The organism is Actinomadura sp. NPDC000600 (assembly GCF_040492135.1).
Classification (GTDB): Bacteria; Actinomycetota; Actinomycetes; order Streptosporangiales; family Streptosporangiaceae; genus Spirillospora.
Genome location: NZ_JBEUPD010000023.1, coordinates 97,975 through 123,961, shown reverse-complemented (window position 1 = coordinate 123,961; position 25,987 = coordinate 97,975). Strand labels below are relative to the sequence as shown.

Sequence of the window (25,987 nt, the reverse complement as noted above, 5' to 3'; positions counted from 1 at the left end):
AGAATGTGAACTGGTTGACCCGGATATGTGGTTGTAGTAGGCCCGTAATGACGGCGGGCATGCGATCGTCGTTGTACCGGGAGTCGGCGCGGCTCCCCAGCCCCTGGTCCGGTGGTGGTGTGAACGCGACGCGGCACGAGGAGTTCCGCGCGTACGTGGCGGAACGCGGCCCCGTCCTGCTCAGGCAGGCGAAGCAGCTCACCAGCGACCGCACCGAGGCCGAGGACCTCCTCCAGGCCGCCCTCGCCAAGACCTACCTCGCCTGGGACCGCATCGAGGACCGCTCCGCCGTGGACGGCTACGTCCGCCGAGCCATGGTCAACACCCAGATCTCCTGGTGGCGCCGCCGCAAGCTGGAGGTCTACCCCACCGACCAGCTCCCCGACCGCCCCGTCGCGGACCACACCGACCGCAGCGAGATGCGCGACGCCCTGGGCCGCGCCCTCCGCCGCCTCCCCGAACGCCAGCGCCTCGCCGTGATGCTCCGCTACTACGAGGACATGTCCGAACGGGAGATCGCCGAGGTCCTGGGCGTCAGCGTGGGCACCGTCAAGTCCACCGTCTCCCGAGCCATGACCCGCCTCCGCGAGCTCTATTAGCCCAGGGGGCTGTGTCTTCCCAGGGGGGCGACCCCCTGGAACCCCCGTTACGAGCCGGGCGATCCTCACGACACGGCTGAGGTCGCCGTGCCCGTGGGGGTCGGCGTCGTGTCGCTCCGGTCGCCCGGCTCGGCGGGCATGCGCGTTGCGCTCGCTGCGCTCGCTCCACGCGCCTGCCCGCGGCCCGGTTGGGCTTTAGTCCAAGAGGGTTGCTTGTGCCCGTTCGGCGCTCTTGGATGGGGACAAAACGACCCACTCTTGGAGGGGAAGCCGAGCCCCGGGCGCGGGTCGGGCGGCCGTAAGGCGCTCTGGCGCCTGGAGGCCGCACGACCCGCCGAGCCGGGTGACCGCAGCGACACGACAACAACCCGCACGGGCACAACCCACCAGCACCGTGGCGTGAGGATCGCCCGGCTCGCAACGGGGGGTTCCAGGGGGGTCGCTCCCCCTGGGCGGCGCAGCGTGAGGATCGCCCGGCTCGTAACGGGGGTTCCAGGGGGTCGCCCCCCTGGGAGAAAGGGCGTATGCCGTGTGGAGCACGATGCAGGACTTTCCGCTGACCATCACGACGATCATGCGCTACGGGGCCCAGGTCTTCGGGGACGCCGAGGTGTCCACGTGGACGGGGGGCGGGACGCGCCGCCGCACGTATGCCGAGGTGGGTGAGCGCGCCGCGCGGCTGGCGGGGGCGCTGCGGGGGCTCGGGGTGGACGGGGACCAGCGCGTCGCCACGTTCATGTGGAACAACACCGAGCACCTGGAGGCGTACCTGGCGGTGCCGTCGATGGGCGCGGTCCTGCACACGCTCAACCTGCGGCTGTTCCCCGACCAGCTCGTCTACATCGCCAACCACGCCGAGGACCGGGTCGTCATCGCGGACGGGTCGCTGATCCCGCTGCTCGCGCCGGTGCTGGCGCGGCTCGAGACCGTCCGGCACGTGGTCGTCGTCGGGGAGGGCGACACCGCGCCGCTGGAGGGCGCGGGCAAGGAATTGCACGGCTACGAGGAGCTGCTCGCGGCGGCGCCGGCGGAGTTCGACTGGCCGGAGATCGACGAGCGGTCCGCCGCCGCGATGTGCTACACGAGCGGGACGACCGGCAACCCCAAGGGGGTCGTGTACTCGCACCGGTCCGCGTACCTGCACTCGATGGCGACGTGCACGGGGAACGCGATGGGGCTGAGCGCGTCCGACGTCGTCCTGCCGGTGGTGCCGATGTTCCACGCGAACGCCTGGGGGCTGCCCTACGCGGCGGTCATGGCGGGCGCGCCGCTGGTCATGCCGGACCGGTTCCTGCAGGCGGAGCCGCTGGTCAGGCTCATCGAGGCCGAGCGTCCGACGATCGCGGGCGCGGTGCCGACGATCTGGTCGGACGTCCTGCGGTACGCGAAGGAGCACGGCTCGGACCTGACCTCGCTGCGGCTCGTCCCGTGCGGCGGTTCGGCGGTGCCCGAGTCGCTGATGCGCGGGTTCGAGGAGATCGGCGTCCGGATCGTGCAGGCGTGGGGGATGACGGAGACCTCGCCGGTCGCGTCGGTCGCGCATCCGCCGCCCGGGGCCGCGGACGAGGACGCGTGGCGGTCGCGCGTCAGCCAGGGCCGCGTCCTCGCCGGGCTGGAGATGCGGATCGTGGGGGACGGCGACGTGGTGCTGCCGAACGACGGGGAGGCCGTCGGCGAGGTCGAGATCCGCGGGCCGTGGATCACCGGCGCCTACCACCTGGACGAGGATCCCGGGAAGTTCCACGACGGCTGGCTGCGCACGGGCGATGTGGGGACGCTGTCCCCGGACGGGTACCTCGTCCTGACCGACCGGGCGAAGGACGTCATCAAGTCGGGCGGCGAGTGGATCTCGTCGGTGGAGCTGGAGAACCACCTCATGGCGCATCCGGACGTCGTGGAGGCGGCCGTGGTCGGGGTGCCCGACGACCGCTGGCAGGAGCGTCCGCTGGCGTCGGTCGTCCTGCGCGAGGGCGCGGAGACCACGGCGGCGGAACTGCGGGAGTTCCTCGCCGGACGGGTGGCGAAGTGGCAGGTTCCGGAGCGCTGGACTTTCATCACCGAAGTGCCGAAGACCAGCGTCGGCAAATTCGATAAAAAGGTGCTCCGGCGGCGCTACGCGGACGGCGATCTGGAGGTGCGGCGCGCCGATTGATTCCGCTCCGCTCACACGGTTCCGGAACCGGCTGAGCGAACGGCTGCTCACGCAGAGGCGCGCTTACTCACCCGGTGTCACGGTACCGCCCATTTCGCCGGATCAAGTGGTGCGACCGGGGCCCGGGGGTGTATGCAAGGTGGGCTGAATGTCCGGATGGCCCCCATGGGGGCAACTCCCACCCGCCGCTGCCGGGAGCGTGAATGCCCAGGTTGTCCACCTCCCCCCACGCAGCCGACCGCCAGTTGGTCAAGGGGCTGAACGAGGGTGACGAGGCGGCCCTGGCCGCGCTCTACGACGAGTACGGCGAGCGCCTCTACGACTACGCGCTGTCGATGTCCGGCGACGAGAAGGCGGCCGCCGACATCGTCCACGACGCGTTCATCGACGCCTGCCGCCGCGCCCCGCGGATGCGCGACCCCCTGTTTCTGAGCTCCTGGCTCTACGGTGCGGCGCGGCGCCGCTGCATCCGCCGGGGCCGCCCGAAGGTGCTGTTCTGGGACCTGGACGGCGAGTTCTCGGACGCCCCTTTCCTGGAGCGTGCCGAAACCGCCGATCCGGCACCCGACCGGCCGCCCTCGGACGAGCTGCACGACCTGCTCCGCGCGTCCCTGTCCCGGCTGGAGCCCGTCGACCAGGAGGTCATGCTCCTGGCGTACCGGCACGGCCTGCGTCCCGTCCGGCTCGGCGCGGCGCTCGGCCTGTCGGGACGGCGGGCCGCGGTGCGGGTGCGCAGGGCGCGCGCCCAGCTCGACGCCGCGCTGCGGAGGGAGATCGACCGGGCGAGGCGGGAGTGCGCCGCCGCGGCGGACGCCGCTGAGGAGTCCCGGTCCGCGGCGATCCCGGTCCTGGCCGCGGCTCGCATCCCGGCCCCCGAGGAGGAGGCGCCCCCGGAGGAGTCGAGCGCCCGGGGTCTGCGGCGGTTCTTCCGCCGCGGAGGCGACGACTCCCCGGTCGACCCCGCGACCGAACTGCACGCCGCCGGCTGCGGCGACTGCCGCGCCCGGGCCGGGGTGACCGCGGCCGCGCTGCTGCGGCAGGCGCCCGCGCCGGTGCTGCCCGCGGCGCTGCGGCACCGCGTCATGCACACCGCGACCGACCCGGAGCTGGCGGGTTACCGCGCCGACATCGCGGCCCGCGGCGGGACGCTGACCCCGTCCGGCCTGCCGAGCCAGCCGGACGTGCCGTCGCCGTTCACGCGCCGGTGGCTGTTCACCGGGGGCGGCATGGCGGGCGCGCTGGCGGCGGCCCTCGTCGTCGCGTTCGTGATGGGGCCCGGCATCGGCGGCGGCACGCTGTCGTGGCCGCCGTTCCGCACGCATCCGCAGCCGTCGATCACGCAGGAGAGGCCGGGGGGCCAGGGGAAGGGCAAGGGAGGCCCGGAAGGGCCGGACGGGGGCGCGCAGGCCCGTCCCGGCCAGCCGCCGCCCCAGCCGCAGACCCATGAGAAGAACCAGGAGAAGCCGGAGGACCCGTCCCAGACGCCGCGGCCCCCGGCGTCCGAGTCGCCGAAGCCCCCCGGCATCCTCGTGGTGAACCCCGCCAAGGTCGAGATGTACGGGACGAAGACCGCGCAGGTCAGCCTGAAGGCGCAGAGCGGTCCCGTGTCCTGGACGGCGATGACGTCGTCGAACCAGCTGATCCTGTCGCAGATGCAGGGCGGCATGCCCGAGGACGGCACGATGCGCCTGACGGTGACGCTGCGCACGGCGCTCATCGGCCTGCCGGGGCAGGGCACGATCACCTTCACCGACTCCGAGGGCTCGCCGCACGAGGTGAAGGTCGTCTGGGGCGCGACGCTCCTCTAGCGGCTCAGTCGCCGTCGGCGGGCCGCTCCCCGAGGTGGTTCCTGATCATTTCGAGGTGGTCGCCGAGCGCCGCCTGGACGCGGGCCTCCATGGCCCGCGCGATGAACGGGTCGACGACCATCTTCACCAGCGGCCGCATCCGGCGGACCACCTCGGCGATCTCGCCCACCTCGTCGCCGTCCGGGACGGGCTGGCGCTCCAGCCGCGCGAACACGTGCTCCTCGACGAGGTTCACGAACCGCCCGGCGATCACGTCGCAGTCGGCGCGGATCTGCCCGGCGATGTCGAGGACGGACTCCAGCGGGATGCCTGCGGCGACGAGTTCGGCGCCGACGTGCAGCAGCCGCGGGCTCGGCACCCGGTACTTGTCGCCCTCCGGCTCGATGAGGCCGAGTTCGATCGTCCGCCGCATGGTCTCCGCGAGCCGCTCGTCGTCCAGGCCCCTGCCGAACCTCTCGACCAGCTCCTCGTAGGTCGCGGTGCCGGGGATCTCGTCCGACCACGGGTCGGTGAGGACCTTCTCCAACCCGAGCACCTCGGCGACGTCCTTGCCGGTCTCCCAGGCGCCCAGCAGGTCCTTGATGATCGCGAAGGTGTAGCCGCGGGCGAGCAGCTTGCCGATCAGCCGGAGCCGCGCCACGTGCGAGTCGTCGTACATGCCGACGCGGCCCTCGAGGCGGGGCGGCGGCAGCAGGCCGCGGTCCTGGTAGGCGCGGATGTTGCGCACCGTGCTGCCCGCCAGCCGCGCCAGCTCGTCGATTCGGTACTCGGCCATGCCCCGTCCGCCGGCTCGTCTCGTGGTGACCGCCGTGATCTTACTCCCGTTCCATTGTTACACCGATCGATGGCACATAGGGTGGCCGCATGGCGGACGACATCGAGGAGACGCTCCTCGGCGGCCCCCTGCGCTACACGCGCAGGGAGGTCGAGGCCCGGGCCGGGGTCTCGGACGACTTCGCGCGCCGCATCTGGCAGGCGCTCGGCTTCCCCGTCCCGCCGGACGACGAGGTCGCCTTCACCGACGGCGACGTGACGGCGCTCCACGAGATCCGCGAGGTCCTGTCCCACGAGCTGGTGGACGAGGAGACGGTGCTCCAGCTCGTCCGCGCCGTCGGCCAGACGATGGGGCGGCTCGCGAGCTGGCTCGGCGACGTGTGGCTCCAGCGCCTGAGCGCCCTGCCGTCCGACGAGCCGGTGACGTCCGACCTGGTCACCGCCGCCCTGGCCGCGACCGAGGAGCTGCGGCCCTCGTTCGAGCGGCTGCTGCTGCACGGCTGGCGCCGCCAGCTCGCCGCCGCCGGGATGCGCGCCGCCGCGTCCACCGCCACGGCGCAGGCCGACCCCGCCGCCGGTGTCGCGCTCCTCGCGGTCGGGTTCGCCGACGTCGTGTCGTTCACCCGGCTGAGCCGCCGCCTCGACGGCGAGGCCCTGGCCGGGTTCGTCGAGCGCTTCGAGTGGTCGGTCACGCACATCGTCGCCGAGTGCGGGGGCCGCGTGGTGAAGACGCTCGGCGACGAGGTCCTGTTCGTCGCGCCCGCCGCCGACGCCGCCGCGGAGATCGGGCTGCGCGTCGCGGAGCGGTTCAACGAGGAACCCGACTTCCCGAAGGTCCGCGTCGGCCTGGCCTACGGCGAGGTGATCCAGCGGTTGGGCGACGTGTTCGGCACGCCCGTCAACATGGCCGCGCGCCTGACGTCCACCGCCTACCCGGGGACGGTCCTGGCCGACGCGGGCCTGGTCTCGGGGCTGCCGTCCGGTCCGTTCGACGCCTCCGGCCTGCGTCCCCGCCCGCTCCAGGGCCTGGGCCGCGTCAGGCCGTATCTGCTGCGCCGCCCCAAGGCCTAGACGCCCCCGTACCTCCCCCGCACCGCCGCCGATCCCTCCGGCGCCGGCAACGTCGCAGGTCAAGCGATGGTTGTGCAATGCAAAATCATGTGTTGCAAATCTGGTGCCGCGCTTGGTGCGCCCCATAACCTCCACGACTACCGGCACGGAAGTCCGGTTACAGGCTTGTTGGGGTGAATGAGGTCCAATGTACGATCTGCTGGTTCGCGGGGGGACGGTGCTGGACGGCACCGGGGCCCCCGGGCGCCGCGCGGACGTCGCCGTCACCGCCGGACGGATCGCCGCGGTCGGCGCCCTTCCCGGCGCGCGGGCGTCCGCCGAGATCGACGCGACCGGCCGGTACGTCATGCCGGGCTTCATCGACACCCACGTCCACGGCGACGCGGCCGTGTTCGACCCCGACGTCCAACTCGCCGCGCTGCGGCAGGGCGTCACCACGTTCGTCCTCGGCCAGGACGGGGTCTCCTACGCGCCCGCCGGCGCCGAGACGCTCCGCTACGTGACCCGCTACTTCGCGCCGGTCAACGGCACGCACCCCGGGCTGGGCGACGGGCCGGTCACCGTCGCGGAACTGCTCGCCGCCTACGACCGGCGCACCCCGCTCAACACCGTCTACCTGCTGCCGCACGGGACGATCCGGCACGGCGGCATGGGGACCGCGCGGCGGGCCCCGGAGCCGGGGGAGCTGGCGGCGATGCGGGCGCTCGTCGAGCGCGGGCTCTCCGAGGGGGCGGCCGGGCTGTCCACCGGGCTGGAGTACGTGCCCGGCGCCCACGCCGAGGCCGCCGAGATCGCGGCGCTGTGCGCGCCGGTCGGCGCGGCCGGGCTCCCCTACGTCACGCACATGCGCGGGTACGAGTCCGCCGCCGCGGCGGCGATGGCGGAGGTCCTGGAGATCGCGCGGGCGGGGGGCGTCGCCCCGCACGTCTCGCACTACCACGGCCCCGGCGACGAGCTGGTCGCGCTCGTGGACGGCGCGCGCGCCGAGGGCATCGACCTGACCTTCGACAACTACCCCTACCTGCGGGGATCCAGCACGCTGACGCTCGTCACGCTGCCGGGCTGGCTCCCCATCGCCGATCTGGACGCCACGCTGGAGGCGCTCGCCGACCCGGCCGTCCGGGAGCGGCTGGAGCGCGACTGGTTCGCGCACCGCCCCGAGGTGTGGCCCCGCATCACGCTCTCGCACGTCCCCGCCGACGAGTACCGGTGGGCGGAGGGCATGAGCCTGCCGGACGCGGCGGAGCGGGCCGGGTCGGCGCCCGGAGCGTTCTGCTGCGACCTGCTCGTCGCGACGCGGCTGGAGGCCGGCTGCGTGTTCGGGCAGCCGCCGACCAACAGCGAGGAGTCGGTGCGGGCGCTGCTGCGGCACCCCGCCCAGACGACCGGCTCCGATGCCATCTACCAGGGCGGGCATCCGCATCCGCGCGGCTGGGGCGCGTTCGCCCGGATGCTCGGGCGGCACGTCCGCGAACTCGGCGACTGGACGTGGGAGCAGGCCGCCGTCCACCTGGCCGGGCGCGCCGCCGACCGGTTCCGGCTCGCCGACCGGGGCCGCGTGGAGACCGGGCGCGCCGCGGACCTCGCCGTCGTCGACCCGGCCGCCGTCACCGACCGCGCCACCTACGAAAGACCCCGGGTGCCCGCCGAAGGCGTCGAGCACGTCGTCGTCAACGGCGTCCCCGTCCTGTCCGGAGGCGTCCTCGCCGACACCGGGACACCGCCGGGACGGGCCCTCACGCCCGCCTGACCTCATCTGCCGGGGAGCACCACATGACGACCAGGCGAAACCGCGGAACCAGTCGTCGTCGCTGCGGCGCGCGCTGGCCGTTCTCGACCACGTCCGCGACCACGCCGACGCGCGCGGGGTGTCGCTGACCCGCATCGCCGACGACCTCGGCATCAGCAAGAGCACCGTGCTGCGGCTCGCGCAGCCGCTCATCGACGGCGACCTGCTCACCCGCGACCGCGAGACCGGCTGGTTCCGGCTCGGGCACGGCGCGCTGCGGCTCGGCCAGGCGTACCTGTCGACGCTGGACATGCGGTCGGTCGCCGCCGATCCGCTGCGCCGCCTCCAGCACGTCGTGGGGGAGACGTGCCACCTCGTCGTCTACGAGGCGCCCGACGTCGTCTACATCGACAAGGTGGAGAACGAGCACAACGTCCGGATGGCGTCCCGCGTCGGGATGCGGATGCCCGCCTACCGGACGGCCGTCGGGAAGGCCATCCTCGCCTGGCTCGGCGACGACGACTTTCAGGCGGTCGTCGCGGCCGGGATGCCGGCGCGCACCGAGCGGACGATCACCGACCCGGCGCGGCTGGCCGCCGAGCTGGAGCGGGTACGCCTGTCCGGGTACGCCGTCGACGACCGGGAGAACGAGCCCGAGGTCCGCTGCGTCGCCGCGCCGATCTTCGATCACACCGACCGGGCGGTGGGGGCGCTCAGCGTGTCCGGGCTGACCTCCCGGATGACGCCGGCGCGGGTGAGGGAGGTCGGACCGATGGTCGAGCGGACGGGGCTGGAGATCTCCCGGGTGCTCGGCTCGTCCCGGCCGTCCCGCCGCCGTCCCGACCGACCTCGCCCCGACACGTCCCCGCACGACAGGCAGGAAGGGAACCAGCCGTGAGCCTCACCATTCCCGGCGAGCACGTCGACTGGCGGACCAAGGGCCTCTGGGTGCCCGGTCCGCCCGTCCCCCTGGAGGAGTTCGCCGCCGCCCGGCACCCGCTGTTCGGCGGACCGTTCACCTGGCCGGTCATGGTGGCGCGGCAGTCGGCGCTGGAGCACAACATCGACGCGCTCGCCGCGTTCTGCCGGGAGCACGGGCTCGCGTTCGCGCCGCACGGCAAGACGTCCATGGCTCCGTCGCTCTTCCAGGCCCAGCTCGACGCGGGCGCCTGGGGCATCACCGCAGCGACCGCCAACCAGGTGCTCGCCTACCGGACGTTCGGGGTCCCCCGCATCCTGCTGGCCAACGAGCTGCTCGACCCGACCGCGCTGCGCTGGCTCGGCGGCGAGGTCGACCGCGGCATGGAGTTCCTGCTGTACGCCGACTCCGCCGAGGGCGTCGCCGCGATCTCAGCGGCGGCGGGGGAGCGCCCGTTCCGGGTGCTCGTCGAACTCGGCCACGGCAACGGCCGCACCGGCTGCCGCACCGTTGAGGAGCTGGCCGCCGTCGCCCGCGCCGTCGCCGACGCGCCCGGCACCGAGCTCGCCGGTGTCGCCGGGTACGAGGGCGGGCTGCCGGACGTCGCGTCCGCCGGCGCCTACCTCGGGGCGCTGCGCGAGGCGACCGTCGAGCTGTCGCCGCTGCTCCCCCGCGACGTCGTCGTCACCGCCGGAGGCAGCGCCTACTTCGACCAGGTCGCCGAGAAGCTCGCGGGCGACTGGCTGCCCGGCCACGACCTCACCGTGGTCCTGCGCAGCGGCGCCTACGTCTCCCACGACGACGGCATCTACACCGAGCGGACGCCGTTCAACCGCGTCCCCGGCTCGCTGGACGCCGCGCTGGAGATCTGGGCGCAGGTCACGTCCGTCCCGGAGCCGGGCCTCGCGATCGTCGGGATGGGCAAGCGGGAGGCCCCCTACGACGCGGGCCTGCCCGTTCCGCTCCGGATCCGCAAGGCGGACGGGACGACGGCCCCCGCGCACGGCATGCGCGTCACCGACACCAACGACCACCACGCCTACGTCGCGACCGGGGACGCCTCCCCGCGTCCCGGGGACCTGATCTGCTTCGGCATCTCCCACCCGTGCACGGCCTTCGACAAATGGCAGGTCATCCCCGTCGTGGACGACGACCACACGGTGGTCGACCTGATCCGCACGTACTTCTGAGAGGGGAACCCCATGATCCCCCGCCTGGCGCCGGGAGCCGCGCTGACCGCGACCGGCGTGGTCGCCGTCGTGCGCGGCCGCCGCGTCGCCGACGTCCCGGACACCGCCGCCGGCTACATCGCGGCCGGGGCCGTCGCGGTCGGCGCCGGCGGGTCCCTCATCGGCGACGCCCTCGACGGCGGCTCCCTCCCCGCCCTGGCCGACCGGGCGCGGGCCCTGCTCGCCGCGGCGGCCCGGCCCGAGCACGCCCCGGACGGGGCGGCCCGATGAGCGTCGACCTCGTCACGTTCGGCGAGACCATGGCGCGGCTGGAGAACCCCGTGGTCGGGCCGATGCGGCACGCCCGCTCGCTCGACCTCGGCATCGGCGGCGCCGAGTCGAACACGGCGATCGGGCTGTCCCGGCTCGGCGGCAGCGCGGCCTGGTTCGGCCGCGTCGGCGACGACGAGTTCGGCCGGCTCATCACCACCGCGCTCGCCGGTGAGGGCGTCCGGCTCGGCCACACGGTGGTGGACGGCACCGCGCCGACCGCGCTGCTGTTCAAGGAGCGCCGCTCGGGCACGCTCACCCGCGTCCAGTACTACCGGACGGGCAGCGCGGGCTCCCGGCTGCGCCCGTCCGACGTCCCGCACGACCTGATCCGGAGCGCGCGCGTCCTGCACGTCACCGGCATCACCGCCGCGATCAGCGACACCGCGCGCCAGGCGCTGGACGAGGCCGTCGAGACCGCGCGGGACGCCGGCGTCCCCGTGTCCCTCGACCTCAACTACCGGGCGGCGCTGTGGACGCCCGCCGAGGCCGGCGAATGCCTGCACACGCTGGTCAAGCGCGCCGACCTGGTGTTCGCGACCGAGCAGGAGGCCCGCCTCGTCGTGCCCGGCGACGACCCGGCCGCGCTCGCCACCGCCCTGGCCGCGCTGGGCCCCCGCGACGTCCTCGTCAAGCGGGGCGCCGCGGGCGTGGTCGCGTTCTGCGAGGGGCGGCTGCACGTCCAGCCCGCCCACCGGGTGCCGGTCGTGGACCCGGTGGGGGCCGGGGACGCGTTCGCCGCCGGCTACCTGGCCGAGTTCGTCCGCGGCCTGCCCGCCGCCGCCCGCCTGGCCACCGCCACGGCCGCGGGCGCGTACGCGGTCACCGTCCGCGGCGACTGGGAGGGCCTGCCCAGCCGCGCCGACCTGGAACTGTTGAAGGCCGCAGAAGACGACGTCACCCGCTGAAGCGGCGTCACCCGATAAGGAGACAGGAATGAGCAAGCGCGAACTTCGCAGTGCGGACTCCGCCCCGCCAGTCGGCACCTACTCGCAGGGCCTCGTGGTCGGCGACTTCGTGTACACGTCCGGGATGGGGCCGCTCGACCCGAAGACCGGCGAGGTCGTCGGCTCGGACGTCGCCGCGCAGACCCGGCAGGTCCTCGCCAACCTGGCCGCGATCCTGCGCGAGCACGGGCTCGGCCTGGACGACGTGGTGAAGTCGACCGTCCACCTCCAGGACCTCCACCGCGACTTCGCCGCCTACGACGAGGTCTACCGGGAGCACTTCACCAAGCCCTACCCGGTGCGCACCACTGTGGGCTCCGACCTGATGAACATCCTCGTCGAGATCGACTTCGTCGCCTACAAGAAGAGCTGAATGGACTCGTCCCTCTTCGCCATGGTGGAGGATCTGCGCGGCGCCGACGCCGCGCGGATCCTCTCCCACGGCGTCTCGTCCATCACGATCGGCGCCGCCTACCGCGCCGCACTCGGACCGGGCACCGCGCTCCGCGCCGTCCTGCGCCCCGGCCCGCCCGACACGGCCTCGGCGGAGCACCTGTCCGCCAAGGCCGCCGCCGCCCGCGCCTCCGGGGCCGACACGGTCGACTACTACGCCTACGGCCTGGCCCCGCTGCCCGTCCTCGACCGCATCCCGCCGCCCGGACCGTGACGGTCAGCGGTCCGCGGCGGAGAGGCGGCGGGCGAGCACCGGGATGATGATCGCCGCGGCCAGGACGTGCGCGGCGCACAGCATCACCTTCGTCGAGGCGGCCGTGGCGCCCGCGGCGACGGGCGTCGTGAACGACAGGACCGTCAGCGCGACGGCCGCCCGCACGAACGTCCGGGACGGGTTCTTGGCGAACCGCGCGAGGAGCATCGCGAGGATCGTCCCCCAGAAGGTGCAGATGACCGTCCCCATCGCGAACATGCCCACCGTGACCGGATCGGGGGTGGCCGCGCCGATGCTCCCGGCCTCCATCGGGATCCCCGCCGCGCGGGCGACCAGGCCGAACAGCTCGGTGGCGGCGGATCCCGCCAGCGCCGCGGCGGCCCCGGTCAGCCAGATCGGGCGGTGGCCGCTGGTGATCGTCTGGGTGATGTCCATGGTGTGCTCCTTTCAGGGCTTCTGAAAGGAGGTCGAACCGGCGCCGCCGGGATCGACATCAGCCGCCGAAAATCTCCGGCAGACCGAAGGCGGCGAACACCCGGGCGTCCTGGAAGACGACGTTGCGCGCGACGCCCTCCCGGGTCACGGTGAAGACCTGCAGCGTGTGCAGCCGGTACGCGCCCTCGGACCGCCGGTACGCGACAAGGGCCGGCTGACCGTTGGCGGACGTCCGCGCCATCCGCCAGTCGGTGCCGGCCATCGCGAACACCCGCGCCATGAACCGTCCGTAGTCGCGCCGTCCCCGGTACCAGAGCGGCACGGGCGGCATCTCCATGACGGCGTCGTCGGTCAGCAGCGCCACCAGGCCGTCGACGTCGGCCGCCTCGAACGACCTCACGTACCGGTCCAGGACGGCGCCGACCGCCGCGTCGTCCGGCTCGGCGATCTCCTCCTCCACCGCGACGCCCGACAGCCCCGCCCGGGCCCGCTGCAAGGCGCTGTTCACCGCCGCCGGGGACGTCTCCAGCAGCTCCGCCGCCTCGGCCGCGCTGAACTCCAGGACGTCCCGCAGGATGAGCACGGCCCGCTGGCGGGGCGGCAGCGCCTGCATCGCCGCCACCAGCGCGAGCCGCAGGCTGCCGCGCCGCACGACGCGCGCCGCCGGGTCGTCCAGCAGCGCGTCCGGGAACGGCTGCAGCCAGGGCACTTCCAGCGCCGGGGCCAGCGGCGCGTCCGGGTCGTCGCTCGGCCCGCCGAGCCCGGACGGGAGCGGGCGCCGGGCCCGCCCCCGCAGCGCCGTCAGGCACACGTTCGTCGCGATGCTGTAGAGCCAGGTGCGGACGGACGCCAGGCGCGGCTCGTAGCGGTCCCGGGCCCGCCACGCGCGCAGCATCGTCTCCTGGACGAGGTCCTCCGCCTCATGGACCGAGCCCACCATCCGGTAGCAGTGCACCAGAAGCTCGCGCCGGTAGGAGTCGAGTTCCTCGTCCATGACGGACCTCCGGTCAGCGGGCGGGCGCGTTGGCGTAGGCGGAGACGAGCCACCGCCCGTCCCGCCGCGACAGCACCCAGGTGGCGAGCCGCTCGCGCTCGGGCGGGTACTCCTGCTCCCCCGCCATGACGATGCCCGCCCTGCTGACGATGACGGCGGTGTCGCCGTGCACGCGGACGTCCTGCGGCTCGTCCACGGCCCGGGAGCCCTTGAGCGGCCCGTCGAACGCGGCGGCCATGTAGTCGCGCACCGCCGCGCGGCCCTGGTGGAACACGCCGGGCATCACCACGGTCGCGTCGTCGACGTAGAGGTCGGCGAAGGCGTCCGCGTCGCCGTCGCCCCACGCCTCGTACAGCCGCCCGAGCACCTCGCGGACGGCCGTCTCGCTGCTGTTCATCGGGTGAGTCCCTTCTCGAACCGGATCGGTCGAGGTGTGTACCGCGGGGACCTCGCCGATTCATCGCTCCGGCGCGAGAAATCCGGCGGTCAGGGTTTGAGGGCGTCGCGCTGGGCGCGGGTGAGCTTGGCGACCACGAGGTCGTAGGAGTGGTCGACCAGCTCCCACACCTCCTCGTCCGGCACCGAGCCGTCGAGGACGACCGTGTTCCAGTGCCGCTTGTTGAGGTGGTAGCCGGGCGTGACCGCGGCGTGCCGGGCGCGGAGCTCCTCGGCCAGGTCGGGATCGCACTTGAGGCTGACGCTCGGCGGCGACGCGCCCAGCGGCACCAGGGCGAACATCCGTCCGGCGACCTTGAACACGGCCACCTCGTCGCCGAACGGATACTCCTCCACCGCGCCCGGTTTCCCCAGGCACTCCGCGATCACCCGATCGCGCCACGAACCGTCGTCCACCCGAGCCACTCTAGGCCCGGGCTGAGCCCGGGCCCGGTGCCTCCGGATCTCAGCGGAGGTAGACGAGGCCGTCGATGCCGACCATGGGACGGCCCGAGGTGCCCGCGACGACGATCTTGATGGTGTGCGTGCCGCTGCTGCTCCAGGTGCGCGTCCACAGCAGCTGGCGGTAGGCCGTGGTCGACGCCCGGGTGTCCAGCGTGCCGATCTTGACGCCGTCCACGTAGACGTACACCGCGCCGAGGTACGAGGCCCGCTTGAAGATCAGGCCCGCGGTGCGCCCGGTGAACGTCCAGCTCGCGCTCGCACCCCGGTACTTGCTGTAGAGGCCGCGTCCGCCCAGGTAGTACTTGGTGGTGCTGAGGCCCCAGGTGCCGGTGCGGCGCGCGGCGCCCTCGGTCTGGCCGCCGGTGTAGCGGCTCAGGCTGGAGGTGCCGGTGTTGCCCGCGGCGTCCGCGGCGGCCAGCGTCCAGGTCTGGGTCGTGCCCGGCTTGGAGACCGCGGCCCACGACGTCGTGGTGGTGGAGAACGTCTTCGCGGCGGGGGAGGTGGCCTTCAGCGAGCTGAGAAGCCCGTTGTCACTGGCCTTCCAGCTGAGCGTGACGGGCCACGCGCCGCTGTTGACCGTCCCCTTGCGCAGCGAGAGCGCCTGCGAGGAGATGACCGGGCGCGTCGTGTCCGCGACGACCGTGAAGACGGGGGACGCCGAGGTCGTCCCGTCGCTGAAGGCCGCGTGGAGCTGGACCGAGTGCGTGCCCGGCGCGAGGGTCACCGTGGCCGAGGTGGCCCCGGCCGCCGGCGTCGCCGCCGTGGCGCCGTCCACGCTGACCGTGTAGGTCGCGCCTTCGGCAGGCGTCCAGTTCAGGGTCGCCGTGCTCTTGGTGTAGTAGCGGCCCCCGGCGGCCGTCGCGCCGGTCACGGTGGCTTCCAGCGCCGGGACGGTGAGCTGCTTGGCGGCCGTCCGGACGGTGGGGAGAGCGGAGTAGAGCTGCGCACCGGGGCACGCGGTCGCGAACCCGTCGCGGTGCCCGGAGATCGTGTTGAACTCGACCTGCTGCCCGTAGGGGTACTTGCCGCCCGTCCCGTTGGGCGCGGCCGAGGTCAGGGTCGTCTTCGCCGTGGGGTCGACGCCGGTCAGCCCCAGCTTCCACGCCGCGATCTTCGCGGTGCCGTCCAGGGCGGCCTTGGTGGGCGCGACGCCCGGAGTGCTGGGGTCGTCCGCGGCGGTGTAGGTGCCGAGGACGGCGATGCCGGTGGTGTCGGTGTTGAACCCGTAGGTGTGGGCGCCGTGGACGGGGCGGTCGGTGCCCCCGGCCCGCCCCTCGAAGATCGTGCCGCACTTGTCGACGAGGAAGTTGTAGCCGATGTCGTTCCAGCCCTGGCTCTGCACGTGGTACAGGAACACCGACCGGATCACCGACGGCGACTCGGTGCAGGAGTACCCGTTGCCCGTGTCGGTGTGGTGGACGAACGCGGCCTTGACCGAGGTGTCGTAGTCCGGCGGCGCCTTGACGAGGGACTCGTCCGCGCCCCACCCGGACCGCGGCACGATGGCGGGCTTCGGCGCGGTGACGGTCCCGGCGAGGGGCGTGGTCGCCGCCACCAGCTTCATCCCGGTGCGGCCCTCGCCCGCGGCCCGCGGCGTCGGCGTCGGCGCCGCCGCCGACGCGCCCGGGTCGACCAGGTCGACGCGCAGGCCGTCCGGCAGCGTGCGGCCCTTCTGCCCGGTCACGCGCACGTCGACGCCGTTGGACGGGCCGACCCACAGGCCGTTCGTCCCGCCGCGTCCACCCTGGTCGGGCGCGTCGGCCAGCTCCGGCTCCAGGGCGCGCCACCCCGACCAGCGGCCGGTCTTCGCGTCCCGCGTGCGGAGCCGGACCGTCCCTTTGAGCTCCTCGCGCGGCTTGTTCCACGTGACGCCGACGAGGCTGAACGGGTCGGTCGCGGCGGCGGGCAGGCCCTTGACCTTCTGGCCCGCGGCCGCCGCGGTGGCGATGTTGCCAAGGGCGCGGGCGTGCACCTTCCCGGGCCCCGCCTTGGTCGCTGACGCCGTCGTCGCCGTCGACGACGACGAGACCGTCCAGACCACCGTCCCCGCCACCGCCAGGGTGGCGGCCGAAGTCACGATCATTGTGCGCTTGAGCATTCTTCCCCGTCCAAGACCGAGCCAGTGATCATTCAGCGTCACGGCCGTCCAGAACGTCACAGCTTGCCAGGCCCGTCCCGTCGGCGGTACCGGCACCCCCTGTAAGGGAGCGCGGACGTGGGCAATCACCTGCCCAAACGCGCGCCAAGGTCGGCTGGCGGCGCGGCCGGCGGGTACCAGCACAGGAGTCGGATCGGGGGTGAGGGCAGGTGCACATCCGAGGACCCGTCGCCCCCATGGCCGCGACGGCCGTCGACCGCATCCCGGAGGAAAGGGCCTGCTCGGGCGGGTGCCGCTACGAGCCCAAGTTCGACGGGTTCCGCTGCGTCGCCCGCGTGGACGACGACGGCGGTGTCCAACTCTGGTCACGCCGCCTCAAACGCCTGGACGAGGCCTTCCCCGAGGTGGTCTCGGCCGTCTCCGGCGCGCTGCCACCCGGCACCGTCGTGGACGGGGAGATCGTCCGCTGGGGGCCCGACGGCCGCCTCGACTTCTCCGCCCTGCAACGCCGCCATGTCACGCGCCGCGGCCGCGCCGGCCGCGCCGTCACCGAGCCGTGCCACTACGTGGTGTTCGACGTCCTGGAGACCGGCGGCGTGGACCATCGCCCCGCGCCGCTCTCCTCCCGCCGCACCGAGCTGGAGCGCCTCCTGAGCGACCTGCCCGGCACGTCCCGAGTCGTCCTCTGCCCGCAGCTCCGCGACGTCGGCGAGGCCCGCCTGTGGTTCGAGATCCTCGTCGCGCAGGGCGTCGAGGGCCTGGTCGTGAAGGCCGCGGCCGACCCCTACAAGGAGGGTCGGCGCGGCTGGTGGAAGGTGAAGCACCGCACGACGACCGAGGCGATCATCGGCGGGGTGACCGGCCCCCTCGACCGGCCGCAGACCCTCCTCCTCGGCAGGCACACGACCGCCGGGACGCTCCGAGTGGTCGCCCGCACCACACCCCTGAACCCCAGAGCACGCACCGCCCTCACCGGCACCCTGACTCCGGCCGGCGACGAGCACCCCTGGCCGGAGCCCCTCCCGGCAGGCTGGGCGGGCGGCCTCCCAAGCACCAGGGACCCGATCCACTACACCCGCGTGACCCCGACCGCCGTCGCAGAGATCAGCGTGGACGCCGCCGTAGAACACGGCCGGTGGCGCCACTCCGTCCGCTTCCTCCGCCTTAGACCCGACCTGACCCCCGAAGACGTCCCCCACGACCTCGACCTGGAGTGACCGGCAGCCGGTCCGAGCCCTTATCGGGGACTGAAGCCGCGTGGCGGCGCCTCCGGCTTCAGGTGGCGGTGAAGATGACCGCGCGGCCGGCCTTGGCGGCTCGCTGGTAGAAGGCCCGGACGTCGGCGAAGTTCGTCCAGGTGTACTCGAAGTCCTGGTCGCCGCGCGGGCCGGCATGGTCGTCTGGGGGCAGCGTGTCGTACCGCTGCCGCAGCCGGCCCTTGTCGAGAGGCCGGAGCGCCTCCGCGACGTCCCTCACCTCGGCCGCGGACACATGGACGACGTAGAACTCCTGGTGCAGGTGACGGCCGCCGAGCACGGCATGGGAGAGCGGATAGCCCTCGTAGTCGAGCGTCCCGTCGCCGAGGCATCGGTGGACGGCCTCCCATGCCTTGTCGGTGTCGACCTTGAGGTGGTCGTCCTCCCAGTTCTCCTCGAGGTCTTCGAGGAGTTCGGCCACCGCGTCCTCGTCGCCCGCGAGCAGGGCGCGCTCCTGCTCGTCGGTGATCGCGAAGTGCACTCCCAGCATGACCGGCGATCGTACGCACCGGGACCGACGGCCGGGATGACCGGCTCGCGGCCGGACGGACCGGATCACTGACCGTGATTCCCTGGCGACTCTCCCCGTCCTGCGGTAAAACAGACATTGATGTTCTTCTGAGCCTCTCGCCGACGACCGGGATCCTTCGATCCTCGCCAAGGGCCGCGGCGCCAAGGGCATCTCCAGTGCACGAGAGTCGACCTGAAAGGCATCGGCAGATGACACGTCCCACGGACGGCAAGGACCCGGCCGCCAGCGGTTTCTCCCGCCGCAGGCTGCTGAGGACGGGCGCCGGGGTCGCCCTCGGCGCGGGAGCGGTCGGTGCGGGGTGGGCCGGGTTCAGCCGGGACGAGCGGCGGGTGGCGGTGCGGACGGCCGGAGGGCCGGGCGACCCGTCCAGCCCGACCCTCGCGACCAAGGTGCGGAACCTGAGCGGCCCGGCCGAGACCGGTCCGTTCGCCTCGCCGTGGACCGACCTCGGCATCCCCGTGCGGTGCCCGGACGGCACCATGCTGTTCGTCTGCGGCGACACCTTCGGCGGCGACCACGTGCCGAACCCGGGCGAGCCCGCCGTCGACTGGCGCGCCCCGGTGGGCCTGCGCTCCGGCAACGGCGACGTGAACAACCTGCGCATCGACGGAAGCGTCGGCGGAGGCCACGCCAGGGCCCTCGTGGACGAGCCGCACAACCCGGTCGGCGACAAGGCCACCACGGCGATCCCGTCCGACGCGTTCGTCGTGGACGGCGTCATGTACATGCACCTCATGCGCGGCGTCATCTACGACACCCACCACACCGACTTCTGGCGCTCCACCGACAACGGCGAGACCTGGGAGTACCTGTGCCAGTGGCCCGGTGACCTGCACGGCGGCCAGTTCCAGCAGAAGACCTACGCGGTCGCGGACGACGGGTACTGCTACGTCCTGTCGACCGTCTTCAACCGCGAGCGGGACTCGGGGATGCTGCTGCACCGGGTGCGCAAGGAGCGGCTCGGCGACCCGGGCGCGTACGAGCCCTGGGGGTACGCGGACGGCGGCTGGCGCTGGGGCGCGCCCCCGACCACGGTCTTCGGCGTCCGCAGGTGGGGCGAGATCTGCTTCCGCGCCATGGACGGCAAGTACGTCCTCACCTGGCTGAACATGAACCCGCTGTCGATCCGGGCGATGGTCTTCCCGCTCCCGACCTCGGACCTGACCAGGACGCTGGAGCAGACGATGATCCTGCCGTCCGCTCCCGGGGCGGAGGCGGCGAACCTCGTGGCCAACCCCTACGGCGGCTTCGTCGTCCCCGGCTCGACGTTCGGCAACTTCCACATCATCGTCAGCCAGTGGTACGACCCGACGAACTACCGGATCATGCAGTACAAGGTCAACATGCTCTCCTGAGCCGGAGCCGGGCGCCGTCCCCGGACGGCGCCCGGCTCGACCGGCGAGCGGCACCCGGCGTGCGGCTGTTCGAAGTAACCGATCGGCCGACGCCGCAGGCCGTGCCGCTCCCCCGGCGCGGAACGGGCCGGTCAGCCGGACTCGGCGCGGCGGGCGAGTTCGGCGAGGTGGCCGGCGATGATCTCGCGCATCCGCGCCGGGGTCGTCACCTCGGGATGGGTCGCGGCATGGACGGCCAGGCCGTCGACGAGGGCGTGCAGCCGGTCGGTCTCGTACTCCACGGCGGGTTCGGGGACGTCCAGGGAGCGCGCGACGGTGCGGCAGCCCTCGCGAAGCAGGGCATAACCCTCGCTCTGCAAGGCCCCCAGGTCCGGATCGACCATCGCCCGCGCGGTGAAGGCCAGCCAGACCCGGTTCTCGACGGCGCGCTCCTCGTCCATCGGCAGCAGCTCGGCCAGCACCAGCGCGGCGCGGCGGCGCGGGTCGGACTCGGGGGGAAGCGCCGCTATCCGCCGCTGGATCCGTTCGATGATCGCGCGCAGGGTGAACGCCAGCAGCTCGGACTGGGTGGCGAAGTAGTGCCGCAGCGACCCCATCGACAGCCCGGCCTCGCTCGCCACGTTGCGCACCGAGGCCCGGTCCAGCCCGTCGCGCAGGATCACCCGCCACACCGCGGCCACCACGTCCCGGCGCCGCTGCTCGCCGTCCACCATTCGAGGCATCGCCCATTAGTAGCACAGTCGTGCTACCATCCGGGAAAGTAGCACAGTTGTGCTAGATCGAACGGAGTCCTCCGATGCGCCTCGAATCCCCCTCGCGAACCGATCCCTCAGCGGGCGGCGGCACGGCCCGATCGCTGTTCCGCAACCGCGCCGTGCGGCTGGCCGTGCTGGGGTGGGTGTCGGCGAACGCGCTGATCCTGGCCCTGGCCGGCCGGAGGCTCCCGCTCCACCTGCACGACGCCGCGGAACGCTCCACGTCCGCCTACCTGCTGGACTTCAACGTCCGCCTCGCCGAGGTCTTCCTCATCATCGCCCTGGTCTTCTTCCTCACCCGCCGCCGGCCCGGACCCGACCTGGCGGCCCGCGCCCCCGAGCGCGCCACGGCGCTCCGCGAGACCCTGCTGCTCCTCGCCTACGGAGCCGGCGGCCTCGCCCTCGGCTTCGCGGTGGGGCGGGCGTTCGGCTGGCACCCGTTCGGCCTGCACCTGGCGGGCTCGGTGAACGAGACGGACGACCACGTCGCGCGGTCGGAAGCGATCGCCTGGGCCGGCTACAACCTGGTGGTGTTCGCGCTCGCGCCGCTGGCGTACTTCTGGCGCCGCTACCCGGCCAGGGCGCTCAACCTCGTCTCCGCCGACCGGCGCGGCGACCTCCGCCTGATCGTCGTCGTGCTGGTGGTCGAGGGTGCCGTGCAGATCGCCGCGCTGCATCCGGAGATCTTCGACCTCACCGGCAGGCAGCTGCTGCTGGGCGTACCGCTCACCTTCCTCCTCTACATGGCGGGCACGGTCCTGCCGACGATGGTGTTCATCTACGCGATCCTGATACCGCGCTTCGTGAAGCTGACCGGCTCCATCGCGACGACGGTGATCCTCGGCGGCCTGACCTACGCGGCGCTGCACGTGTGGGACTCGTGGGCGGAGTACGGCTCTCCCCGGGAGGCGGCGATCTCGATCGCCTTCCTGCTGCTCACCTACTTCGGCCCCGGCATGGTGAAGGCCTGGCTCACCGTCCGCACGGGCAACGCATGGGTGCACGTCTGGGCGTACCACGCCCTGGCCCCCCACACCCTGGTCGACACCCCGCACACCGCGCACATCTTCGGCATCCACCGCTGACGTCGCGGATGGCCGCGAACGGCCGCCGCGAGCCGCGGCGGCCGGGAGTCACCGCTCCGTGCGGGCGAGGTACAGGGCCTGCTCGCGCTCGTTCCGGGTGAGCTCGGCCGCCCGCCGGAATTCCTCGCGGGCCTCGTCCAGGCGTCCCAGCTTCTCCAGCAGGTCGCCGCGTACGGCGGGCAGCTGCGGATAGTTCCTGAGCGAGCGCTCTTCCAGCAGGGCGTCCACGATCTCCAGACCCCGTGCCGGGCCGTACGCCATGCCCACCGCGACCGCGCGGTTCAGCTCCACCACGGGGGAGGGCGCGAGGTGGGCGAGCACCCGGTACAGGGCGGCCATCCGCTCCCAGTCGGTGTCCTCGGCCGCCGCCGCGCGGGCGTGGCAGGCGGCGATCGCGGCCTGGAGCCCGTACGGGCCCAGCGTGCCGAGCGCTTCGGCGCGGGCGAGGGCCGCCAGCCCCCGGCGGACGAGCAGGCGGTCCCACAGGCTCCGGTCCTGGTCGAGGAGCAGGACGGGCTCCCCTTCCGGGCCCGTCCTGGCACGGAGCCTGGACGCCTGGATCTCCATCAGGGCGACCAGGCCGTGCACCTCGGCCTCGTCCGGCATGAGGCCGGCCAGGACGCGGCCCAGGCGCAGCGCCTCCTCGCACAGCGCCGGGCGCGTCCAGCCGTCCCCGGCGGTCGCCGAGTAGCCCTCGTTGAAGATCAGATAGATGACCTCCAGGACGGACGCGAGCCGGGCGGGCAGCTCGTCCGGCGCGGGCAGCTCGATCCGCACCTGCTTGTCGGCGAGGTTGCGCTTGGCCCGGAAGATGCGCTGCCCCACGGTCGGCTCCGGGACGAGGAAGGCCCGGGCGATCTCCTGCGTCGTCAGGCCGCCCAGCAGGCGCAGGGTCAGCGCCACGCGCCCCTCGGGCCGCAGCACGGGATGGCAGGCGGTGAACAGCAGGCGCAGCAGGTCGTCGCCGATGTGGTCGTCGAGGGCGTCGACGAGTTCGGCCTCGGCCGACTCCTGGCGGAGCTCCACGTCCCGGCCGACCTCCGCGAGCTTGTCGGCGTAGCGGGCGTTGCGGCGGATCAGGTCGATCGCCCGGTGCTTGGCGGTGAGCATGAGCCACCCGCCCGGGTTGTCGGGCACGCCGTCCCGCGGCCACTGCTCCAGTGCGATGACCAGGGCGTCCTGAGCCAGCTCCTCGGCCAGGCCGACGTCGTTGACGAGCCTGGCCAGGCTCGCGACCACCCGGGCGGACTCGATCCGCCAGACCGCCTCGACCGTCCGGTGTGAGTCGCCGCCCGTCATGGACCGATCAAAGCACGCGGGCCGACGCCCCGGGCCGGATTCCGGCCGGGGGCGTCGGTTAGGTGAGCCGGTCAGGCGGGGGCGGCGAAGTCCTCGGGGCCCATCACGCGCAGCAGGTCGGCCTCGCCCTCCCAGCCCTTCCAGTGGTCGCGGTGGACCTTCAGGAAGCGGGAGGCCCACTCCACGGCCTCCTCCTTCGAGCGGACCTCGAACATGGCGTAGCTGATCAGCTCCTTGGCCTCGGTGAACGGCCCGTCCACCATGCTGAGATCACCGCCGGTCAGGGTGATCCGCGTGCCCTCCGAGCTGGGGGCCAGCCCGGCGGTGTCGAGCAGGGCGCCGGACCGGGTCGCCTCCTCCCCGAGCTTGGCGATGGCCTCCATCAGGTCGGCCGGCGGCGGGGTGTCGGGCTGGTCGATGACCCGCAGGGTGATCATGTATCGCATGGTGCTCTCCTTCGATGGTGATTCAGGACGAACGAATGGTCGGGGGAGGGTTCTTTCTCAGGCGCGGCCGGGCGCGGTGCGGCGGTACAGGTGGACCGACAGGGCCGAGATCCAGCCCCAGCTGATCAGGACGCCGCCGATGAAGGTCACTGTGGCCCATGCGGCGCCTCCGCCAGTGGCGATCGCGGCGAACGACACCAGGAACAGCGCACCGCTGAGCCGGGAGTAGGCGGCCCACCCCCTGCGGCCTTCGGCGGCGAACCGGCTGCCGATGACCAAGCAGGCGGCGACCAGGCAGAGGAAGCCGACGCCGCTGCAGGCGAAGTGGAGCATTCCATGCCAGCTGACCGTCCCCGGCCCCTCCGGCGTCCCCGCGGGGAAGCCCATCGCCGGATCCGCGCGGAAGACGCCCGAGGCGAGCAGCCCGGCGCTGTAACCGCCGATCAGGCGAGGAGCCCAGACGGCGCCCCGCCCCCGGCCCAGGGCACGGCGCAGGCCGACCGCGCAGGCGAGGGTCGTCGCCGCGGCCACCGCGAAGTCGGTGACCTGGATCCAGCCGAGGTCGCCGTTGGCCAGCAGGCTCCAGGCGTGCCGGCTGAGGTCGAAGCCGTCGCGGGTCAGCGCCTGGGCGAGCACCACCGCGACGAACAGCGGCCCGGCGATGACGCCGTACCCCAGGAGCGACCTGGTGACGCTGGTCTCCCGGTCGCAGGCGGCCCGGTGCGTGGCCTTCGACGTGCTCCTCGTCCGCTGCTCGATCACGGTGCTCTCCTCACATGCCCCGGGCCCGGCTCCTGCTGCCTCTCGGCCCTCTGAGCACTCTTCGAACGAGACGACACCGATTCGACAGCCCACCCGGATTTTTCTCAGAGATTTCTTCGACGACTGACGACCGAGCGAGTTCTCCCTGGTCAGCCCACGTGAACCGCAAAAGATCCCGCCCCGGAACCGACTGCCTCCACGCCCCCCGGCATGCGCGGAAGGGGAAGACGACCGCCGCCAGCACGACGCTCAGCCGCAACGAGGCACCCTGCGCCCTGCCGCCCCCGCGGTCGGCGCTTGGCGGGTGCCGGTGCGGCCCACCTGTCTGAAGAAGAAGGCGCCGATCACGCCTGCGCTCGCCCGGGACCCGGCCGTGCCGCCGGGTGGGCGGCGCCGCAGCCCTTCCTTGCCGCCCACTGCGGTGAACCCGGCGGAAATGGCTAAGGGCAGCGGGCGTTTTTGGTGACTCCGGTGGGTTGCCTTTTTTGTCCGGCGATTTTTTGTCGGGTGTTTGCCGGGGCGGCTGATCACGTGGGCGGGGCCGGGGAACCGTCAAGTCGGCGAACGGACCTCGACCGCAGTTTTTCCAGAAACCGGCAGTACGCGCTCATCGGCGGCCCGCTCGTCTGAGGTCCCCTTCGGGGGAGCGGGAACCACCGACGCAACAGGAGAGCGAATGCGGGTATTCAGAGGCGGCGCCATCTCGGCCGCGATCCTCGGCCTCACCGTCACGCTGACGGGAACCGCGGAGGCCGCCCATTCCGAGAGCGTGCCCTCACCCCGGGCGGACGCGTGCACCGCCCCGCTGGCGGTCGGCGCAAGGGAGATCATCAGGCAGGCCGACGACTGCGCCCGGCAGTCGGAGCAGCCGCAGGCGGTGCCGACGACCGCGGAAGGCTTCGCGAAGGCCGCGGAGGAGGCCGGCCACGGCAAGGGGAAGATCTGCGGGCCGCCCTATGTGAAGCGGGACCCGCGCCTGGGGCCCGTGCGGCTCCCGCGCCACGGATACTTCGGGTTTCTGCTGCGCGGTTACGACCGCTACGGCCCCCTGTCGCCCTCGCAGTTCCTGTACCAGTACTGGGACGAGACCAAGGTCCCGCCCGGCTGGCGCTACCCGCCGGACGACGGCTTCGCCCACCAGCTCCGGGACGTCAACAGCCGCCCGGCGCGGTTCAGGGTGAGGCTGCGCGCCGGCCAGTTCATCGACCGGTTCGGCGCGGAGACCGGCCGGTTCCTGTCGCCGGCCGGGGCGTCCTTCGCGTCGCGCGCGCTGCCGCCGGACAGCCTCAACACGCGCGCCGACGACCCGAAGCACCTGTGCAACTACCACGTGTACCGCGTCGCGCGGTCCTTCTCGGTGGACGGGGGCCCGGCCGAACCCGCGTTCCAGCAGCCGGGTCGGGGGCTCCAGTACGTCCTCATGGGGGCTTACGTCCGCGGCGCGCCGAGCATGCTCTCGGTGAAGTGGCTCGTGCACAAGAAGTACCTGCGGCGGGTCTACTGACCGTTGGACCGCCACGATCTCGAAGCGGCGCTGACCGGCGCCGGTTTTCGGGAGTACGAGATCGAGGGCGTCCATGAGCCGGCCTGGCGGCCCAGCGAGTACCTCTACCTGCGATGGCGGGAGGGCCGCTGGGCCGTCGGGCTCTGCGAGCGCGGCGAGTACGTGCAGATGCGCGGCTTCGCCGAAGAGGACGACGCGTGCCGTTTCTTCTACGACCTCGTCACTTCCTCGGCACCGCCTCCACCGCCGGGCGAACTGCCGAGCGTCGAGGAGATCGTGGAATCGCAGCGCATCGCATGGGAGGAATACCGCCGCGCCCGCGACGCCCAAGGAAGCGGCGAGCGTCCACCGGACGAGAATTGACGGCCTTTGCCATTCCGAGGAGCGCCGCCCGATCAGTG

26 protein-coding genes and 1 pseudogene are annotated in these 25,987 nt (G+C 73.0%); 16 read left to right on the top strand and 11 right to left on the bottom strand.

Annotation, left to right across the window (positions count from 1 at the left end; genetic code table 11):
• Positions 1-59: 59 nt before the first annotated feature.
• The 3 genes from ABWI07_RS29185 (at position 60) to ABWI07_RS29175 (ending at position 4,559) form a co-directional block, all read left to right on the top strand.
• Positions 60-599: a SigE family RNA polymerase sigma factor gene (locus ABWI07_RS29185; protein WP_353820440.1), complete on the top strand. Its 540-nt coding sequence runs from the start codon at positions 60-62 to the stop codon at positions 597-599.
• 541 nt (positions 600-1,140) lie between these two features.
• Complete coding sequence (locus tag ABWI07_RS29180) at positions 1,141-2,751, top strand: long-chain fatty acid--CoA ligase (RefSeq protein ID WP_353820439.1); 1,611 nt, start codon at positions 1,141-1,143, stop codon at positions 2,749-2,751.
• A 203-nt stretch (positions 2,752-2,954) separates the two neighbouring features.
• Positions 2,955-4,559: an RNA polymerase sigma factor gene (locus ABWI07_RS29175; RefSeq protein WP_353820438.1), complete on the top strand. Its 1,605-nt coding sequence runs from the start codon at positions 2,955-2,957 to the stop codon at positions 4,557-4,559.
• Between the two features lie 4 nt (positions 4,560-4,563).
• On the opposite strand, the gene ABWI07_RS29170 is transcribed toward ABWI07_RS29175, so the two are convergent.
• On the bottom strand, positions 4,564-5,334 hold the full coding sequence (locus ABWI07_RS29170; RefSeq protein WP_149260629.1) for a MerR family transcriptional regulator: 771 nt from the start codon (positions 5,332-5,334) through the stop codon (positions 4,564-4,566).
• 89 nt (positions 5,335-5,423) lie between these two features.
• Between ABWI07_RS29170 and ABWI07_RS29165 the strand changes: the two genes are divergently transcribed.
• The 8 genes from ABWI07_RS29165 (at position 5,424) to ABWI07_RS29130 (ending at position 12,165) form a co-directional block, all read left to right on the top strand.
• Positions 5,424-6,404 (top strand): adenylate/guanylate cyclase domain-containing protein, encoded by a 981-nt coding sequence (locus ABWI07_RS29165; RefSeq protein ID WP_353820437.1) that lies wholly within the window; start codon positions 5,424-5,426, stop codon positions 6,402-6,404.
• 187 nt (positions 6,405-6,591) lie between these two features.
• Positions 6,592-8,154, top strand: a complete 1,563-nt coding sequence (locus ABWI07_RS29160) for an N-acyl-D-amino-acid deacylase family protein (RefSeq protein ID WP_353820435.1) — start codon at positions 6,592-6,594, stop codon at positions 8,152-8,154.
• A gap of 118 nt (positions 8,155-8,272) precedes the next feature.
• Entirely contained in the window at positions 8,273-9,031 is a 759-nt protein-coding gene (locus ABWI07_RS29155; protein WP_353820433.1) for an IclR family transcriptional regulator, read from the top strand.
• Positions 9,028-10,242, top strand: a complete 1,215-nt coding sequence (locus tag ABWI07_RS29150; RefSeq protein WP_353820432.1) for an alanine racemase — start codon at positions 9,028-9,030, stop codon at positions 10,240-10,242. The genes ABWI07_RS29155 and ABWI07_RS29150 overlap by 4 nt, the downstream gene beginning before the upstream one ends.
• Before the next feature lie 12 nt (positions 10,243-10,254).
• The gene (locus ABWI07_RS29145; RefSeq protein ID WP_149260624.1) at positions 10,255-10,512 is read left to right on the top strand and encodes a hypothetical protein; all 258 of its coding nucleotides are present in this window, start codon (positions 10,255-10,257) and stop codon (positions 10,510-10,512) included.
• The gene (locus ABWI07_RS29140; RefSeq protein ID WP_353820431.1) at positions 10,509-11,459 is read left to right on the top strand and encodes a sugar kinase; all 951 of its coding nucleotides are present in this window, start codon (positions 10,509-10,511) and stop codon (positions 11,457-11,459) included. The genes ABWI07_RS29145 and ABWI07_RS29140 overlap by 4 nt, the downstream gene beginning before the upstream one ends.
• 28 nt (positions 11,460-11,487) lie before the next feature.
• Positions 11,488-11,871, top strand: coding sequence for a RidA family protein (locus ABWI07_RS29135; protein ID WP_353820429.1), 384 nt, complete (start codon positions 11,488-11,490; stop codon positions 11,869-11,871).
• Positions 11,872-12,165 carry a hypothetical protein gene (locus ABWI07_RS29130; protein ID WP_353820427.1) on the top strand — a complete coding sequence of 98 codons (294 nt, stop codon included), beginning with the start codon at positions 11,872-11,874 and terminating at the stop codon, positions 12,163-12,165.
• A 3-nt stretch (positions 12,166-12,168) separates the two neighbouring features.
• On the opposite strand, the gene ABWI07_RS29125 is transcribed toward ABWI07_RS29130, so the two are convergent.
• From ABWI07_RS29125 to ABWI07_RS29105, 5 genes and pseudogenes are all read right to left on the bottom strand, one after another.
• On the bottom strand, positions 12,169-12,600 hold the full coding sequence (locus ABWI07_RS29125; RefSeq protein WP_149260621.1) for a DUF6069 family protein: 432 nt from the start codon (positions 12,598-12,600) through the stop codon (positions 12,169-12,171).
• A 58-nt stretch (positions 12,601-12,658) separates the two neighbouring features.
• Positions 12,659-13,597, bottom strand: a pseudogene (locus ABWI07_RS29120) (sigma-70 family RNA polymerase sigma factor); the annotation flags it as partial.
• 10 nt (positions 13,598-13,607) lie between these two features.
• Positions 13,608-13,991: an SgcJ/EcaC family oxidoreductase gene (locus ABWI07_RS29115; RefSeq protein ID WP_353820426.1), complete on the bottom strand. Its 384-nt coding sequence runs from the start codon at positions 13,989-13,991 to the stop codon at positions 13,608-13,610.
• Between the two features lie 89 nt (positions 13,992-14,080).
• Positions 14,081-14,446 (bottom strand): MmcQ/YjbR family DNA-binding protein, encoded by a 366-nt coding sequence (locus ABWI07_RS29110; RefSeq protein ID WP_353820425.1) that lies wholly within the window; start codon positions 14,444-14,446, stop codon positions 14,081-14,083.
• 49 nt (positions 14,447-14,495) lie between these two features.
• Complete coding sequence (locus ABWI07_RS29105) at positions 14,496-16,577, bottom strand: peptidoglycan recognition protein family protein (RefSeq protein WP_353820424.1); 2,082 nt, start codon at positions 16,575-16,577, stop codon at positions 14,496-14,498.
• A 224-nt stretch (positions 16,578-16,801) separates the two neighbouring features.
• On the opposite strand from ABWI07_RS29105, the gene ABWI07_RS29100 reads away from it, so the two are divergent.
• A complete protein-coding gene (locus ABWI07_RS29100) occupies positions 16,802-17,809 on the top strand; it encodes an ATP-dependent DNA ligase (protein ID WP_235036946.1) in 1,008 nt (335 codons plus the stop codon).
• Between the two features lie 58 nt (positions 17,810-17,867).
• Here ABWI07_RS29100 and ABWI07_RS29095 read toward each other — a convergent pair whose 3' ends face one another.
• Positions 17,868-18,338 carry a YfbM family protein gene (locus ABWI07_RS29095; protein ID WP_160160971.1) on the bottom strand — a complete coding sequence of 157 codons (471 nt, stop codon included), beginning with the start codon at positions 18,336-18,338 and terminating at the stop codon, positions 17,868-17,870.
• Between the two features lie 230 nt (positions 18,339-18,568).
• On the opposite strand from ABWI07_RS29095, the gene ABWI07_RS29090 reads away from it, so the two are divergent.
• Positions 18,569-19,735, top strand: a complete 1,167-nt coding sequence (locus ABWI07_RS29090) for a DUF4185 domain-containing protein (RefSeq protein ID WP_149260615.1) — start codon at positions 18,569-18,571, stop codon at positions 19,733-19,735.
• A gap of 131 nt (positions 19,736-19,866) precedes the next feature.
• Here ABWI07_RS29090 and ABWI07_RS29085 read toward each other — a convergent pair whose 3' ends face one another.
• Complete coding sequence (locus ABWI07_RS29085) at positions 19,867-20,457, bottom strand: TetR/AcrR family transcriptional regulator (RefSeq protein ID WP_353820423.1); 591 nt, start codon at positions 20,455-20,457, stop codon at positions 19,867-19,869.
• 74 nt (positions 20,458-20,531) lie between these two features.
• On the opposite strand from ABWI07_RS29085, the gene ABWI07_RS29080 reads away from it, so the two are divergent.
• Positions 20,532-21,575 carry a hypothetical protein gene (locus tag ABWI07_RS29080; protein WP_353820422.1) on the top strand — a complete coding sequence of 348 codons (1,044 nt, stop codon included), beginning with the start codon at positions 20,532-20,534 and terminating at the stop codon, positions 21,573-21,575.
• Between the two features lie 48 nt (positions 21,576-21,623).
• Here ABWI07_RS29080 and ABWI07_RS29075 read toward each other — a convergent pair whose 3' ends face one another.
• The 3 genes from ABWI07_RS29075 to ABWI07_RS29065 form a co-directional block, all read right to left on the bottom strand.
• The gene (locus ABWI07_RS29075) at positions 21,624-22,874 is read right to left on the bottom strand and encodes an RNA polymerase sigma factor (protein ID WP_353820421.1); all 1,251 of its coding nucleotides are present in this window, start codon (positions 22,872-22,874) and stop codon (positions 21,624-21,626) included.
• Positions 22,875-22,945: 71 nt separating this feature from the next.
• Positions 22,946-23,320, bottom strand: a complete 375-nt coding sequence (locus tag ABWI07_RS29070; RefSeq protein ID WP_149260612.1) for a YciI family protein — start codon at positions 23,318-23,320, stop codon at positions 22,946-22,948.
• Positions 23,321-23,377: 57 nt separating this feature from the next.
• Positions 23,378-24,082 (bottom strand): DUF998 domain-containing protein, encoded by a 705-nt coding sequence (locus tag ABWI07_RS29065; protein WP_235036945.1) that lies wholly within the window; start codon positions 24,080-24,082, stop codon positions 23,378-23,380.
• Positions 24,083-24,758: 676 nt separating this feature from the next.
• Between ABWI07_RS29065 and ABWI07_RS29060 the strand changes: the two genes are divergently transcribed.
• Together ABWI07_RS29060 and ABWI07_RS29055 are read left to right on the top strand one after the other, a co-directional pair.
• On the top strand, positions 24,759-25,586 hold the full coding sequence (locus tag ABWI07_RS29060; RefSeq protein ID WP_353820419.1) for a TNT domain-containing protein: 828 nt from the start codon (positions 24,759-24,761) through the stop codon (positions 25,584-25,586).
• A 3-nt stretch (positions 25,587-25,589) separates the two neighbouring features.
• Positions 25,590-25,949, top strand: a complete 360-nt coding sequence (locus ABWI07_RS29055; protein ID WP_353820418.1) for a hypothetical protein — start codon at positions 25,590-25,592, stop codon at positions 25,947-25,949.
• Positions 25,950-25,987 lie beyond the last annotated feature (38 nt).

Excerpts from the sequence above, each read along its gene's own strand:
- ABWI07_RS29115 (WP_353820426.1), bottom strand. The coding sequence starts at position 13,991 with ATGAACAGCAGCGAGACGGCCGTCCGCGAGGTGCTCGGGCGGCTGTAC.
- ABWI07_RS29060 (WP_353820419.1), top strand. The coding sequence starts at position 24,759 with ATGCGGGTATTCAGAGGCGGCGCCATCTCGGCCGCGATCCTCGGCCTC.
- ABWI07_RS29075 (WP_353820421.1), bottom strand. The coding sequence starts at position 22,874 with ATGACGGGCGGCGACTCACACCGGACGGTCGAGGCGGTCTGGCGGATC.
- ABWI07_RS29070 (WP_149260612.1), bottom strand. The coding sequence starts at position 23,320 with ATGCGATACATGATCACCCTGCGGGTCATCGACCAGCCCGACACCCCG.
- ABWI07_RS29145 (WP_149260624.1), top strand. The coding sequence starts at position 10,255 with ATGATCCCCCGCCTGGCGCCGGGAGCCGCGCTGACCGCGACCGGCGTG.
- ABWI07_RS29080 (WP_353820422.1), top strand. The coding sequence starts at position 20,532 with ATGCGCCTCGAATCCCCCTCGCGAACCGATCCCTCAGCGGGCGGCGGC.
- ABWI07_RS29170 (WP_149260629.1), bottom strand. The coding sequence starts at position 5,334 with ATGGCCGAGTACCGAATCGACGAGCTGGCGCGGCTGGCGGGCAGCACG.
- ABWI07_RS29165 (WP_353820437.1), top strand. The coding sequence starts at position 5,424 with ATGGCGGACGACATCGAGGAGACGCTCCTCGGCGGCCCCCTGCGCTAC.
- ABWI07_RS29090 (WP_149260615.1), top strand. The coding sequence starts at position 18,569 with ATGACACGTCCCACGGACGGCAAGGACCCGGCCGCCAGCGGTTTCTCC.
- ABWI07_RS29180 (WP_353820439.1), top strand. The coding sequence starts at position 1,141 with ATGCAGGACTTTCCGCTGACCATCACGACGATCATGCGCTACGGGGCC.
- ABWI07_RS29125 (WP_149260621.1), bottom strand. The coding sequence starts at position 12,600 with ATGGACATCACCCAGACGATCACCAGCGGCCACCGCCCGATCTGGCTG.
- ABWI07_RS29085 (WP_353820423.1), bottom strand. The coding sequence starts at position 20,457 with ATGCCTCGAATGGTGGACGGCGAGCAGCGGCGCCGGGACGTGGTGGCC.
- ABWI07_RS29130 (WP_353820427.1), top strand. The coding sequence starts at position 11,872 with ATGGACTCGTCCCTCTTCGCCATGGTGGAGGATCTGCGCGGCGCCGAC.
- ABWI07_RS29175 (WP_353820438.1), top strand. The coding sequence starts at position 2,955 with ATGCCCAGGTTGTCCACCTCCCCCCACGCAGCCGACCGCCAGTTGGTC.
- ABWI07_RS29160 (WP_353820435.1), top strand. The coding sequence starts at position 6,592 with ATGTACGATCTGCTGGTTCGCGGGGGGACGGTGCTGGACGGCACCGGG.
- ABWI07_RS29135 (WP_353820429.1), top strand. The coding sequence starts at position 11,488 with ATGAGCAAGCGCGAACTTCGCAGTGCGGACTCCGCCCCGCCAGTCGGC.
- ABWI07_RS29140 (WP_353820431.1), top strand. The coding sequence starts at position 10,509 with ATGAGCGTCGACCTCGTCACGTTCGGCGAGACCATGGCGCGGCTGGAG.
- ABWI07_RS29105 (WP_353820424.1), bottom strand. The coding sequence starts at position 16,577 with ATGATCGTGACTTCGGCCGCCACCCTGGCGGTGGCGGGGACGGTGGTC.
- ABWI07_RS29095 (WP_160160971.1), bottom strand. The coding sequence starts at position 18,338 with ATGCTGGGAGTGCACTTCGCGATCACCGACGAGCAGGAGCGCGCCCTG.
- ABWI07_RS29185 (WP_353820440.1), top strand. The coding sequence starts at position 60 with ATGCGATCGTCGTTGTACCGGGAGTCGGCGCGGCTCCCCAGCCCCTGG.